The sequence below is a fragment of the Clostridium sp. LIBA-8841 genome, assembly GCF_057782475.1.
Genome location: NZ_CM173488.1, coordinates 2,714,674 through 2,729,560 on the forward strand (window position 1 = coordinate 2,714,674; position 14,887 = coordinate 2,729,560).

The window sequence follows — 14,887 nt, forward strand, 5'->3', positions numbered from 1 at the left end:
TTAAAACTCTTTTTAAAATTAAACAAGTTTTTATTTCATATTTTCTAATTCATCTTTGCTAATTAGGATTTGTCTTGGTTTACTTCCATCTCTTCCAGAAATAACGCCGCATTCTTCTAGTTCCTCTATTATCCTTGCCGCTCTATTAAATCCTATTCTTAATCTTCTTTGTAAATAAGAAGCCGATGCTTGCCCACTCTCAACTACTATTACTATAGCTTCATCTAAAAGCTCATCTCTATCTCCATCACCATTTCCTTCAGAAGCAACTGTGGCTGAATTTATATGTTCTAATATATCCTCTTCATATTGAGTATCTTTTTGTGATTCCTTTATAAAGGATACAACATGTTCAACTTCTTCTTCTGAAATAAATGCACCTTGAACCCTTTGAGGTTTAGATTCTCCTACTGGATAGAATAACATATCTCCTCTACCTAATAGCTTTTCTGCTCCTGCTGAGTCTAATATTGTTCTTGAGTCAATTTGGCTTGAAACTGCAAAGGATATTCTAGATGGTATATTAGCTTTAATTACCCCTGTAATTACATCTACAGATGGTCTTTGAGTAGCTATTACCAAATGCATACCAGCCGCTCTAGCCATTTGTGCTAATCTACATATATAATCTTCCACATCATGAGGGCATGCCATCATAAGGTCAGCAAGCTCATCTACAATTATAACTATATAAGGAAGCTTCTCAGGCACTTCTCCCTTAGAAAATAAAGCATTATATGATTCTATATTTCTTACTCCATTATCAGCAAAAAGCTTATATCTTCTAGTCATCTCATTTACAGCCCAGTTTAATGCAGCGGCTGCCTTCTTAGGCTCTGTAACAACTGGAATTAATAAATGTGGAATTCCATTATAAACATTTAATTCAACAACCTTAGGGTCTACCATTAAAAGTTTAACCTCATCTGGAGAATATTTATATAATATACTTACTATTAAAGTATTTATACATACACTCTTACCAGACCCAGTTGCTCCTGCAATAAGCACGTGAGGCATCTTACTTATATCTGTAACAACAGCCTTACCTGTAATGTCTTTTCCTAATGCACATGCCACCTTAAACTTATTATCTAAAAATTCTTTTGATTCTACAATTTCTCTAAAAAATACTGGTGTTTGTTCCTTATTAGGTACCTCAATACCTATAGCAGCCTTTCCTGGAATAGGTGCTTCTATTCTTACCCCTTTAGCTGCTAATCCTAAAGCTATATCATCAGATAGGTTAACTATTTTACTAACCTTTATCCCCGCCTTAGGTTGAAGCTCAAATCTAGTAACAGATGGTCCTTTTGTTACTTGAAGTATTTTAGCTTCTACTCCAAAACTCATAAGAGTTTCTTCTAACTTAGCTGCATTAGCTAATAATGCTTTTTTATCATCTTTATCTAATTCATTGTTATCATTAAAGTTTAATAAATCTGCATTTGGTGCAACATAACTAGCTCCTACCGGTGGATTTTTACTAGCTATATTATTTGATATTTCTTCTCCTATGGATTCTTCACTATTGTTATTATCTGAATTAAATCCTCTTTGTTCTATTATTGTATTATCTAAACTTAAGTCTCTAGGCATTTTAGACTCTTGCTTGAATTGATTTATCTTAATATCATTCTTTGCATTTTCTTTATCTTTAATATCATTTAATGATGAATTCTTCATAAAATCTAATATCTTTATTTTATTATTTTCTTCTGGATTATCCTCTTTTGAATTTTCCTTCTTAATTTCCTTATTATCTTCAGAAGAACCATCCTTTTTCTTTAAATTGATATAATCATCTTTCTCATACTTTTTATCAACAAGTTTAACTTTAGAAGCCTTTTCCTTAACACCACCAAAGAAATTTCTTATTGAAACTAAATTATAATCAAATATAAGCATTGAAGAGATAAGATATAGAGTTATAAAAATTACAAAAAGTCCTATTTTACCTACTAATTTATATAAAGGTAATACTATTAAAAATCCAACTATACCTCCATGCCATTCATTTGCTGAATTCCATATTGTTTTTATAGATCCCCATAAACTACCTTGGATATAATAGTCATTTATATTTACTGTCTGAATAATTAGCACAGTGGTTATTAATACTATAGTTATTCCTAATCCAACTCTAGAAAACAATACTTCTCTTTTAAATAAGAAAAGCTTTGTACATAAATATATTATGTAAATTGGAATAAAAAAAGCTCCAACTCCAAAAAAACCTATTAGTAAAGTTCTTGATATAACACTTAAATATCCTGCTTTATCAGTATATAAACTAAACATAACTATTAACGAAACACATATAGCTACTAAAGCATATATTTCTTCCGTAACTTTTATTTGGCTTTGATTTTTCTTTTTTTGAGTCTTAGTTGCGGTTTTCTTTTTTCCCCCAGCCATACTTAACTAAATCACCTCACCTATTTTAATTTTAAAATGGTAAAATACTTGTACCAAAAAATATTATATACATAAAAGAGTATAAATTGTCAAAATATTTTTATATTACATAAATAGAACCATAGAAATTCTATGGTTCTGCATTATAAGCTTCTATTAAGCTATTTAATTTATCTAAGGCTTCTTTAACACCGCCAACCTCGTTTATTAATCCACACTGAACAGCCTCTTCTCCAACGAGTATTGTACCCATATCATTTAAAAGCTCATCAGTTTGCATCATCATTTCCTTAAGTACATCTAACTTTATACCTGAAGTTCTTATTATAAATTCATTTATTCTCTCTTGCATTTTGTTAAAATATTTAAATGTTTGAGGAACACCTATTACAAGCCCATTCATTCTTATAGGATGTACTATCATCGTTGCTGATGGTGAAATAAAAGAGTATTGTGATGCTGTTGCTAAAGGAACACCTATAGAATGTCCTCCTCCAATAACTAATGACACTGTTGGCTTAGTTAAACTTCTTATCATTTCAGCAATAGCTAACCCGGCTTCTACATCTCCTCCAACGGTATTTAAAACAAATAATATGCCTTTTATTTTATCATTTTGTTCTAAATCAATTAATTGAGGAATCATATGTTCATACTTAGTTGTTTTTGTTTGTGGTGGTTGGACGCTATGACCTTCAATCTGCCCTATTATTGTCAGAACTTGTATGTTAGAGTCTTCCTTTTTGTTTTCAGGCAAAATAGCTCCAACTTCTTTTATTTCTTCTATACTCTTATTTTTATTTTCATTTTCTTTATTATGTTCCATTTATCTCCCTCCTGTATCATTGTTATTTTATACAGAAAGGAAATTTATATACATTATTTCATAAAAGCTCTATGAAGTGCTTTTATAGCTTCTTTTACATTTTTACTTTCAACAAGACACCATATTGTCATATGTGAATCTGCTGTTTGTAAAACTTCTATATTTTCCTTATCTAAAGCTCCAACTATTTTTGCCATAACCCCAGGAATTCCTCTCATTCTTGAGCCAACTATGGCTATAGTACTTAAATCTTCTACTAAGCTATACTTTAGATTGCTCTTTTCCATAATATTTTCAAATAATTCCTTAACCTTTGAATCTATTGTAAACACCTTTTCTTTAGGAAAAATATTTATTAAATCTAAGCTTATTTTATTATTTGCAAGACTTTCTAAAACAGTCTTATAATTAGGATTATTTTTATTTTCATCAGACTTTATAGAAACTTGTATTCTATTTGATTGATGAGTTATTCCTGTTATAAACTTAGTGTTATTTACATCTCCTAAACTGTCTATCATTGTACCTTCACAAGAGCTCATAGTGTTCTTTATTACTAAGGCAACATTACCTTTCATAGCTATTTCTACGGCTCTTGGATGAATAACTTTAGCCCCTTGGTCTGCTAATTGGAAGACTTCATTATAACTTATTTTATTTATAAGCTCAGCCTCTCCAACTATTCTTGGATCAGCAGTCATTATTCCATCAACATCTGTATATATTTCAATCTCTTCAGCCTTTAATGCTACTCCTAACACAGCTGCTGTAGTATCACTACCCCCTCTTCCTAAAGTTGTTAAAAATCCATTTCTGTCAACACCTTGGAATCCAGCAACAACAGGAACTTTTCCTTCTTTAAGTACATCTAATATTAATTTAGGATTTATATCTATAAAATCTGCACTTGAATAATTATTATCTGTAAGTATTCCTGCATTTCCTCCTGTTAAAGGAACTGCTTCTATATTTGCATTTTTTAATTCATCACTCATAACAACAGTACTTATGATCTCTCCACATCCCATAAGTAAGTCTGTAGCTAATTTATTTTCTTTTTTAAATTCTTCTGATACTAGTCCTAAAAGTGTATCAGTTGCATAAGGCTCCCCTTTTCTTCCCATAGCAGATACAACAACAACCGGTACGTATCCCTTATTTATTGCCTCTTTTACTTTTTCTACAACCATAGTTCTTCTTTCTTTAGTTGATACAGAAGTACCCCCAAATTTTTGTACTACTATTTTCAAAATCCCCACGCTCCTATAGTTTTGTTTTTCTTATCATATCGCTATCTACATCTAATATTATGGTTTTAGCGCCTATTCTTTTTACATTTTCCCACTCAATTTCTAAATATTCATCTGAGTTAAAAAGATTAAACTTTCCACCACCTAAATTTACTATTAAATATTTTAGCTTTCCCTCTTCATCTATAATAACATCATTATTTATAAGTCCGCTATATTTTTCACCATCATTTATATTTATAATTTCATATCTTTCTATTTCGCTCAAATATTTAATATTATTACTCATAAAACATACCTCCACTTATTTATTAAAACAATAAATAATATGTTACTATTAACAAATATATGTCAAATTACTCTTAAAAGAGGTAAGCTTTATGAATAAGAAAAAAATAAAAAGGCAATAATAATTGCCTTTTACTATTGCTGTTTATTTTCTTCTTCAGCTTCTTTTATTGCATCTTTTCTTGAAAGATTTATTCTTCCTTGAGAATCTATTTCCGTTACCTTAACTAGAATTTCATCTCCAACAGATACTATATCTTCAACTTTTTCTACTCTCTTAGCATCTAACTTAGAAATGTGTACTAAACCTTCTTTATTAGGTAACACTTCAACAAAAGCACCAAATTGGGCAATCTTTGTAACTTTACCTAAGTAAATTTCCCCGGCTTTAACTTCTTTAGTTAAACCTTCAATTATTTTAATAGCTTCTTTAACACCTTCTGTTTCAGATGATGAAACATAAACTAATCCATCTTCTTTTATGTCTATCTTAACACCAGTATCTGCTATTATTTTATTTATAACTTTTCCACCAGCACCAATTACATCTCTTATTTTTTCAGGATCTATTTGTAAAGTTGATGTCTTAGGTGCATATTTTGAAACTTCTTCTCTAGGAGCTGGTATGCATTCTTTAATCTTATCTAAGATCATTAATCTTGCTTTTCTTGCTCCGTAAATGGCATCGTGTATAACTTTCTCTGAAAGTCCTGCTATCTTAGTATCAACTTGGATTGAAGTTATTCCTTCTTCAGTTCCAGCTACTTTAAAGTCCATATCTCCAAAGAAATCTTCTATACCTTGAATATCTGTTATAACTTCTTCCTCTGTTAAATCTTTTGAAGTTATTAATCCCATAGCTATACCTGCTGCTGGTCTCTTTATTGGAACACCTGCATCTAGAAGAGCTAATGTACTACCGCAAACTGAAGCCTGTGAAGTAGATCCATTTGAACTTAAAACTTCTGATACTAATCTTATTGTATATGGGAACTCAGCTTCTGAAGGTATAAGCGGTTCTAAAGCTCTTTCTGCTAAAGCTCCATGACCTATTTCTCTTCTACCAGGTCCTCTTAATGGTCTAACTTCTCCTACACTGTATGCTGGGAAGTTATAGTGATGCATATATCTCTTAGACTCTTCTTCACTTATACCATCAAGTATTTGTATTTCACTAATTGATCCTAAAGTTGCAACAGTCATTACTTGAGTAAGTCCTCTTGTAAATACGCCTGTTCCATGTGTTCTTGGAAGTATTCCAACTTCACAATCTATATTTCTAACCTGATCGAAAGCTCTTCCATCTGGTCTCTTGCCTTCTTTTAAAAGCATATGTCTTACAACTTCTTTTTGAATGTTGTAAACAGCTTCTCCAATATCAGACATATTATCTGGATATTTTTCTTCAAATTCTGCATTTATTCTAGCTTTAACATCATCCATAGCAGCATTTCTTTCATCTCTGTCAGTAATGTGCATTGATTCACTAATCATATCAAATGCGAATTCTTTTACTGCTTCCTCTATTTCAGCTGGTACTTTATGTAGTTCTGGCACTTTTTTCTCTTTACCAAACATACTTATAGCTTCTTCTTGGAATTTTATTATATCTTGACACTTATCAAAACCAAATTTGATAGCGTTAATCATTGTTTCTTCTGGGATTTCATCTCCACCAGCTTCAATCATCATAGATCTTTCCTTAGTTGCACAAACAGTTAATTGAAGTGAGCTTTCTTCTCTTTCCTTTGATGTAGGGTTTAATATGAATTCATCTCCGATTAATCCTACTTGAACTGCAGCTACTGGAGTATTAAAAGGTATGCTTGATAAACATAATGCCATTGACGCAGCATTTATAGCTAATATTTCAGGAAGGTTATCATTTTCTACTGAAACAACTGTACATACTACTTGAACATCATTTCTATATCCTTTTGGGAATAAAGGTCTTAAAGGTCTGTCTATAGCTCTACCATTTAGTATAGCTTTTTCTGAAGGCTTTCCTTCTCTTTTTATGAATCCACCTGGTATTTTACCAACTGAATATAATCTTTCTTCATATTCAACACTTAGTGGGAAAAAGTCTATTCCCTCTCTTGGTTTTTCTGATGCATTTACATTTGTTAATATTACTGTATCACCATAACTCATTAGTATAGCAGCATCTGAAAGCATTCCTAATTTTCCGAACTCAACTTTCATTGGTCTTCCTGCTATAACAGTTTCATGTGTATGATTCATATAAATACCTCCTTTCGGTATATAAAGACTAAAATTTTACAATATTAATATTTTTAAAATAATAGAGCGGTAAAAAACCCGCTCTACTAAATTATCTTCTTAATCCTAATTCTTTGATTATAGCTCTGTATCTTTCGATATCTTGCTCATATAGGTAGTTTAATAAACCTCTTCTTTGTCCAACCATCATTAAAAGACCTCTTCTTGAGTGGTGGTCTTTTTTGTGTGTTCTTAAGTGATCAGTTAAAGAGTTTATTCTTTCTGTTAATAACGCGATTTGAACCTCTGGTGAACCAGTGTCTCCTTCGTGTCTTGCATGTTTAGCTATTATTTCTTGTTTTCTCATTTTATCCATTGTTACACCTCCGAAAAATTATCCCCTAGTTCCAAGAAAAAAGACGGTTACCCTTAAATCTTAGAGTTAGGTTCTATATGATTATATCAAAACTCGCTTTTCTTGTAAATCTTTATTACAAAGAAATTTTTATGTTACTTTTTTCTGCGAAATTTTTATCCTTAATCAACTGTTCTTTTAATTCTTCCAAAGAATTAAATCTCTTTTCATTTCTTATTTTACTTATAAAGTAAAGTTTTATATTCTTTCCATATATATCTTCATCAAAGTTTAGTATGTGAGTTTCTACCGTAATATTCTTACCATTTACCGTAGGATTATTCCCTACTGAGGTTATCCCTTTATAAATTTTTTTATCAATACCTACATTAGTATAGTAAACTCCTATTTTAGGTAGTATTCTTTTTTCATCAGTTTTTAGATTAGCAGTTGGAAAATCTATTGTTCTACCTATTTTTTTTCCACTTACTACTTCACCACTTAAAGAAAAATATCTTCCTAGCATATTGTTAGCATCCTCTAATTTACCTTCTGATAAAGCTTTTCTTATTCTTGTTGAGCTAACAACTTCTGATTTATATGTAAATGGTTCTATAACACAAAGTTCTATTCCTTTTAGATTACATAATTCCTTAAGCAATCTAACATCCCCCTTATTCTTATGACCAAATCTATAGTTAAAACCTACAACTATTCCCTTTACATTATAGTTCTTTATAAGATTATCTATAAACTCTTCAGGCTCTAACTTCATAAACTTTTTATCAAATTCAACAAAGCTACTTAAATCAACTTTTAAATCTTCAAGAATCTTTATTTTTTCGCTCAAAGTACTTATAAGCTTTGGAGCTTCTTCTTTATTTATAAAAGTCCTTGGATGATTTTTAAAGGTATAGATCATGCTTAATGAATCATTATTCTTAGATAACTCAATACTTTTATTTATTAACGCTAAATGACCTTTATGAATCCCATCAAAACTACCTAAAGCTACATAGGTACTTTTTTGAACCACTCTCTTAAAATCATTGTTTATTAAAATCATTGACTACTCCTCTATCAGTAATTTCTCTAATTTAAATCCTTTTTCATCCCTTTTTCCTAATCCTAAAAAGACACCATTATCTTCATATACTCTGTATAGCTTATTTAATTCAACATCTCTACTATACATCCTGTTATCAAATACTTTAACGCCATTTCTTAAAAGCTTGCTAAATTTTTCATTTACAGTTATCTTTTCAAAGTCATCCAAAGCTTCTTCTATAGAAATAAGATATTTTTCTAAAATCTCTTCTGTTAAATCGTCTATATTTATAGCTTCTTCCTTTGTAAATGGACCATTTTGTATTCTCTCTAAAGCAGTCATTGTTGCTCCTACATCTAACTTTTCACCAATGTCAAAGCAAAGACTTCTTATATATGTTCCTTTAGAACAACAAACATCCATCTGTATATTATCATTTGATTCTATTTTTATATTTTCAATAGAATAAATAGTAATTTTTCTAGCCTCTCTATGAACCTCTATTCCTTGGCGCGCTAATTCATATAATCTTACTCCATTTTGTTTTAAAGCAGAATACATAGGTGGAACTTGATCTATTGTTCCTACAAAAGAATTTATACATTCTAATATTTCATCCTTTGTTATGTGCGAAGCATCCTTCTCCTTTAAAACTTCCCCTTCTAGATCATAGGTATCAGTAATCATTCCAAGCTTTAAATTCACTCTATAGACCTTTTTATTTTCCATTATATAATCTATAATCTTTGTAGCTTTTCCAAGACAAACAGGTAAAACTCCAGAAGCCGCTGGATCTAAAGTCCCTGTATGCCCTACCTTTTTCATCTTTGCAACTCTTCTTATCATGGCTACAACATCAAATGAAGTCATTCCCGTATTTTTATATATGTTAATTACTCCATTCATATGTTACACCATCTCTTTTGCAAGTATTTCTAATATTTTATTTTTAGCTTCATCCATAGTTACATCTTTAATGAATGCTCCTGCAGCCTTTGTATGACCACCGCCACCGAAGTTTTCTGCAATCTTTCTAACATCTAAAGCATCTTTTGATCTGAAACTAACTTTTACTCCTTCATCTACCTCTTTAAGAAGTATACATCCTTCTACTCCTTTTATTTGGTTTCCTAAGGATACAACATCTGAACTATTTTGTACATCTTCTCCAATAGAATCTAACATCTCTTTAGTAATTCTCATAAGAACTATTTTATTATTACAAACTAACTCCATATCTCCTAAAACTAAAGACATTAATTTCATCTTAGCGAAAGGCTTATTATCAAATATATTTCTATGAATCTCATCATGTTTTATATAGTTGACTAGTTCACCGGCTATTATATGTGTTCTTTCAGTTGAATTTGAATATCTAAAAGAACCTGTATCTGTTATTAAAGATGTATATAAACATTTAGCTATATCTTCATTAATCTCAATCTTTAATTCCTTTAATAACATAAATATTATTTCAGCCGTTGCTGCTGCTTCAGTATCAACATAGTTAATATCACCATATTTATCATTTGATAAATGATGGTCTATGTTTACTAAGTTTCCTTTGAATTCACTTAAGTCTGCAGAAATTCTCTCGACGTTTCCACAATCTAAAACTATAACACAATCTGTATCTTCTGATGGTTTTATAACCTCTCCAGTTATTTCCTCAGCATAAGGCAGAAAGCTTAGGTTATCTGAGACTAAGTCCTTAGAGATAACATAAGCTTCTTTACCATAATTTCTGATACCTTGAAGTAGTGCTAATACACTACCCAAGGCATCACCATCTGGAGATACATGATATGTTATACCAATTTTTTCACTTTTATTTATAATTGATATTACATCATGAAATCTCATTTTTTATTTCTCCTTGATTTTGTGTAGCAATGATTCAATGTACATTGCATTATCTATAGAATTATCTTCTTCAAATAATATTTCAGGAGTACTTCTTAGCTTAACTCTATTTCCAACTTCTCTTCTTATGAATCCAGCTGAACTTTTTAGAGCTTTTAAGCTTTCCTCTTTTTCTTCTTCATTTTTAGCGAATAGGCTAACAAAAACTTTAGCGTATCTTAAGTCTTTAGTAACTTCAACATGAGTTACACTTACCATAGCTGTTAGTCTAGGGTCTTTTATTTGGTTTCTTATGATATCACTTACTTCTTTTCTTACTTCTTCGTTTATTCTTTTACCTCTGAAGTTAGCCATATAAATCACCTCTTTAATTAAAGTTCTTTTCTTTCTATAGCTTCCATAGTGTATGCTTCGATGATATCGCCTTCTTTAATATCATTGAATTTTTCTACGCTGAATCCACATTCATATCCAGCATTAACTTCTTTAACATCATCTTTAAATCTCTTTAATGATGCTAATTTAGATTCAAATATTACGATACCTTCTCTTATAACTCTTACATCTGCATTTCTAACTAATTTACCAGTTAATACATATCCACCAGCAATTGTTCCAACGTTAGAAATTTTGTAAGTTGCTCTGATTTCTGCAGTTCCTAATACAACTTCTTTGTATTCAGGATCTAACATACCAATCATAGCTGATTTAATATCTTCTATAGCATCGTATATTATTCTGTAAGTTTTAACTTCAACACCATCTCTCTCAGCAGTTGAAATTGCATTGTTATCTGGTCTAACATTAAATCCGATAACTATAGCATTAGAAGCTGCAGCTAGTGTTATGTCTGTTTCACTTATAGCACCAACAGCACCATGTATAACTCTTACTTTTACATCATCAGTTGATAATTTTTCTAATGATGCTTTTATAGCTTCAACAGATCCTTGAACGTCAGCTTTAACTATAACTGAAAGTTCTTTAACTGATCCTTCTTTTATTTGGCTATATAAATCTTCTAATGAAACTCTATGTGAAGTTGCAAAATTTTCTTGTCTTACTTTTTCTTTTCTTGCTTCAGCCATGTTTCTAGCAGTCTTTTCATCTTTAACAACTGTGAATCTATCTCCTGCAGCTGGAACTTCTGAAAGTCCTAAAATCTCTACTGGAATTGATGGACCTGCTGATTTTATTTTCTTACCAGCATCATCAAACATAGCTCTTATTCTTCCATAAGTTGATCCAACAACTATTGAATCTCCCATATTTAAAGTACCATTTTGAACTAATAATGTAGCAACTGCTCCTCTACCCTTATCAAGTTTAGCCTCAACAACTGTACCTTTAGCTCTTCTACTAGCATCTGCTTTTAACTCTTGCATCTCTGAAGTTATAAGAACCATTTCTAATAAAGTATCAATGTTCTCTTGAGTTTTAGCTGAAACTGGTACTGCGATTATATCTCCACCCCAGTCTTCAACAACTAATCCATGCTCAGTTAACTCTTGCTTAACTCTTTCTGGGTTAGCTCCTTCTCTATCCATTTTGTTTATAGCTATTATCATAGGAACATTAGCTGCTTTACAGTGGTTTATAGCTTCTACAGTTTGTGGCATGATTCCGTCATCTGCTGCAACAACTAAGATAACTACGTCTGTTATTTGAGCACCTCTAGCTCTCATTGCTGTGAAAGCTTCATGTCCTGGTGTATCTAAGAATGTTAAAGTTTCTCCATTTACTTCAACAGTGTAGGCACCTATATGTTGAGTAATTCCACCAGCCTCTGTACTTGTTACTTTTGCTTTTCTTATAGCATCAAGTAATGAAGTCTTACCATGGTCAACGTGACCCATAACTGTTATGATTGGTGGTCTCTTAGCAAGATTTTCTTCTTCTACTTCAGTATCTTCTTCGAATTCTTCTAAAGTATTTTCTTCTTCTTTTTCATAAACTGCAACCTCATACTTTTCAGCAACTTTTTCAGCTGTTTCGAAGTCAATTTCTTGGTTTATAGCAGCCATTACTCCTGTAAAGATTAAAGTTTTTATAACATCATTAACTGGTTTATTTAATTTCTCAGCTAATTCTTTTACTGTTATAGTCTTTCCGATTTCAATAACTTCAACATCTTGCTCGTCATTATCTTCATCGTCATTTTTCTTTCTCTTTTTCTTCTTCTTAGCAGCGTTATTTACTTCTTCAGCTAATTCAGCTTCATACTCTTCAACTAATTCGCTATTTCCTTCGCTACCTGCTAAAAGTTCTTTTATTAATGCAGCATCTTCATCTTCTATAACGCTCATGTGGTTTTTAACCTCAACGCCGAACTCATCCATTAATACATTTATAAGAACTTTACTTGGAACTCTTATTTCTTTTGCCAATTCATAAACTCTTATTTTTGACATATATTCACCCCCGAAAAATTTTAGATGAACTAATTATTATTAGAATATGATAAAAGTTTATTTGCCATATTCTCATCAGTTACTCCTAGTATATTGATTTCATATCTACCAATACTATATCCTAACTCCTCTTTTGAGAAATTATCAACATATGGTATGTTGTACTGTTCACAGTACTTAATAAATTTTTCTTTTGAACGACTTGAAATACTGTCTGAAAAAATAAAAAGATAAATTTTACTTCTTTTCATTTCCTCTTCACATTTATTATAACCTTCCAAAAGTTTTCCTGCTCTTTTAGTAAGTCCTAAAAAATTAAGAAATTTATCCATTCACTATCTCATCTCTCAATCTATCATAGACTTGATCTCCAATATTTGTTTGAAGATTCTTGTTTAATCTTTTTGCCTTAAATGCTTTTTCTAAACATTCAACACTTTTACAAATGTAAGCCCCTCTACCTGACTTTTTCCCTGTTAAATCTACTGAAACTTCACCTTCAGCATTTTTAACAATTCTTATCATTTCTTTTTTAGGCTTCATTTCCATGCAACCATTGCACATTCTCATCGGAATTTTTTTTGGTTTCATTTTGTCACCTCCAAAGTCTAGAAGTTATTATTCTTCTATTATTATCTCTTCTTCAACAACAACATTTTCTTCTTTTAATAACTCTTCTGCTTTAGATTTGCTCTTTATGTCTATTTTCCAACCAGTTAATTTAGCTGCTAATCTAACGTTTTGTCCTTCTTTACCTATAGCTAATGATAATTGACTATCTTCAACTATAACCTTAGCTGATTTAGTTTCTTCGTCTGCTTCTACGCTTATAACTTTAGCTGGACTTAAAGCATTTGATATATATTCAGCTGGAACATTGCTCCATTTTATTATATCAATTTTTTCATTTTTAAGCTCATCAACTATGTTTTGAACCCTAACACCCTTAGGTCCAACACAAGCTCCCATAGCATCTACTGATTCATCATTTGAGTAAACAGCTATTTTAGTTCTTGATCCAGCTTCTCTAGCTATGCTCTTTATTTCAACTATTCCTTCATATATTTCTGGAACTTCTAATTCAAATAATCTTTTAACTAAGCCTGGATGTGTTCTTGAACATAATACTGAAGCACCTTTAGATGTTTTTTTAACTTCAACTACATATAATTGTAATTTTTCATTGAAGTTATACTTTTCTGTAGGCATTTGTTCGTTTGGTCCTAAAACACCTTCTATTTTTCCTAAATCAACAAATACATTACCTTTATCTTTTCTTATTACTGTACCAGGTAATATGTCAAACTCTTTTTCTGCAAATTCTGAATAGATTACATTTCTCTCAGATTCTTTTATTCTTTGGATAACCATTTGCTTAGCAAGTTGTGCAGCAACTCTTCCAAAGTTTTTAGGCGTTACTTCTATTTCTACTATATCATCTAATTGATAAATAGCACTAACAGCCTTTGCATCTTCTAAGCTTATTTCTGTTACATCATCATAAACTTCTTCAACAACAACTTTTTGAGCATAAACATGGATTTCTCCTGTTTTCTCATCACGTTTTACCTTTACATTTTGTGCAGTTGTTCCTGAGTTTGAAAAGTTTTTCTTATAAGCTGCTATTATAGCATCATCTATAGTTTCTAATAAAGCCTCTACTGAAATACCTTTCTCTTTTACTATTTCAGATAATGCCCCTAGAAATTCTTCATTCATTTTTAAACCCTCCTTAAATTATATCTCCCCTTCAAGGTTCGCTGTTTTAATTTTATCTTTAGGAACTTTAATGTCATTCCCTTCACATTCAACTACTATGTTGTCTTCTTGTACATCTTTAAGAATTCCTTTTACGTTTTTTCTACCACTTAAAGAACTCTTAAATCCAACAAATACTTCACTTCCAATAAATCTATTAAAATGATCATCACTATGTAAATTTCTGTTTAATCCTGGTGATGAAACTTCTAAGAAGTAAGCATCCTTTATTGGATCTTCTATATCTAGCATTTCACTTAATGCTCTACTTACAATTTCACAATCTCTTAGAGAAATTCTTTCCTCTGGCTTTTCTATATATAATCTTAAATAGTATTCATTATTTTCTTTTACATATTCTATATGATATAAATCATATCCTTTTTCTTCAACTATAGGAGCACAAAGTGCTTCAAGATCAGCTACAAGTTGCTCTTTTTTCATTAT

15 protein-coding genes are annotated in these 14,887 nt (G+C 30.9%); all 15 read right to left on the minus strand.

The features are described from left to right. Window positions 1-30 precede the first annotated feature (30 nt). A complete protein-coding gene (locus AC2A4K_RS11755; RefSeq protein ID WP_322502680.1) occupies window positions 31-2,418 on the minus strand; it encodes an FtsK/SpoIIIE family DNA translocase in 2,388 nt (795 codons plus the stop codon). Between the two features lie 130 nt (window positions 2,419-2,548). Continuing rightward, window positions 2,549-3,244 (minus strand): ClpP family protease, encoded by a 696-nt coding sequence (locus AC2A4K_RS11760; protein WP_322502681.1) that lies wholly within the window; start codon window positions 3,242-3,244, stop codon window positions 2,549-2,551. Between the two features lie 53 nt (window positions 3,245-3,297). Then, the gene (gene dapG, locus AC2A4K_RS11765; protein WP_322502682.1) at window positions 3,298-4,494 is read right to left on the minus strand and encodes an aspartate kinase; all 1,197 of its coding nucleotides are present in this window, start codon (window positions 4,492-4,494) and stop codon (window positions 3,298-3,300) included. A 13-nt stretch (window positions 4,495-4,507) separates the two neighbouring features. Next, window positions 4,508-4,783 carry a YlmC/YmxH family sporulation protein gene (locus AC2A4K_RS11770; protein ID WP_322502683.1) on the minus strand — a complete coding sequence of 92 codons (276 nt, stop codon included), beginning with the start codon at window positions 4,781-4,783 and terminating at the stop codon, window positions 4,508-4,510. Between the two features lie 134 nt (window positions 4,784-4,917). Beyond that, on the minus strand, window positions 4,918-7,026 hold the full coding sequence (locus AC2A4K_RS11775; protein ID WP_322502684.1) for a polyribonucleotide nucleotidyltransferase: 2,109 nt from the start codon (window positions 7,024-7,026) through the stop codon (window positions 4,918-4,920). A 91-nt stretch (window positions 7,027-7,117) separates the two neighbouring features. Then, complete coding sequence (gene rpsO / locus AC2A4K_RS11780) at window positions 7,118-7,381, minus strand: 30S ribosomal protein S15 (protein ID WP_322502685.1); 264 nt, start codon at window positions 7,379-7,381, stop codon at window positions 7,118-7,120. A 115-nt stretch (window positions 7,382-7,496) separates the two neighbouring features. Then, a complete protein-coding gene (locus AC2A4K_RS11785; RefSeq protein WP_322502686.1) occupies window positions 7,497-8,426 on the minus strand; it encodes a bifunctional riboflavin kinase/FAD synthetase in 930 nt (309 codons plus the stop codon). A 3-nt stretch (window positions 8,427-8,429) separates the two neighbouring features. Then, window positions 8,430-9,314 carry a tRNA pseudouridine(55) synthase TruB gene (gene truB / locus AC2A4K_RS11790; protein WP_322502687.1) on the minus strand — a complete coding sequence of 295 codons (885 nt, stop codon included), beginning with the start codon at window positions 9,312-9,314 and terminating at the stop codon, window positions 8,430-8,432. 3 nt (window positions 9,315-9,317) lie between these two features. Then, a complete protein-coding gene (locus AC2A4K_RS11795; protein ID WP_322502688.1) occupies window positions 9,318-10,271 on the minus strand; it encodes a DHH family phosphoesterase in 954 nt (317 codons plus the stop codon). Between the two features lie 3 nt (window positions 10,272-10,274). Then, entirely contained in the window at window positions 10,275-10,625 is a 351-nt protein-coding gene (rbfA, locus tag AC2A4K_RS11800; RefSeq protein ID WP_322502689.1) for a 30S ribosome-binding factor RbfA, read from the minus strand. 17 nt (window positions 10,626-10,642) lie between these two features. Further along, complete coding sequence (gene infB / locus AC2A4K_RS11805) at window positions 10,643-12,682, minus strand: translation initiation factor IF-2 (protein WP_322502690.1); 2,040 nt, start codon at window positions 12,680-12,682, stop codon at window positions 10,643-10,645. Between the two features lie 29 nt (window positions 12,683-12,711). After that, window positions 12,712-13,014, minus strand: coding sequence for a ribosomal L7Ae/L30e/S12e/Gadd45 family protein (locus tag AC2A4K_RS11810; RefSeq protein ID WP_322502691.1), 303 nt, complete (start codon window positions 13,012-13,014; stop codon window positions 12,712-12,714). Then, entirely contained in the window at window positions 13,007-13,273 is a 267-nt protein-coding gene (gene rnpM, locus AC2A4K_RS11815) for an RNase P modulator RnpM (protein WP_322502692.1), read from the minus strand. The genes AC2A4K_RS11810 and rnpM overlap by 8 nt, the downstream gene beginning before the upstream one ends. Window positions 13,274-13,300: 27 nt before the next feature. Then, window positions 13,301-14,401, minus strand: a complete 1,101-nt coding sequence (nusA, locus tag AC2A4K_RS11820; RefSeq protein ID WP_322502693.1) for a transcription termination factor NusA — start codon at window positions 14,399-14,401, stop codon at window positions 13,301-13,303. Window positions 14,402-14,419: 18 nt separating this feature from the next. Further along, a complete protein-coding gene (rimP, locus tag AC2A4K_RS11825) occupies window positions 14,420-14,884 on the minus strand; it encodes a ribosome maturation factor RimP (RefSeq protein ID WP_322502694.1) in 465 nt (154 codons plus the stop codon). Window positions 14,885-14,887: the final 3 nt, after the last annotated feature.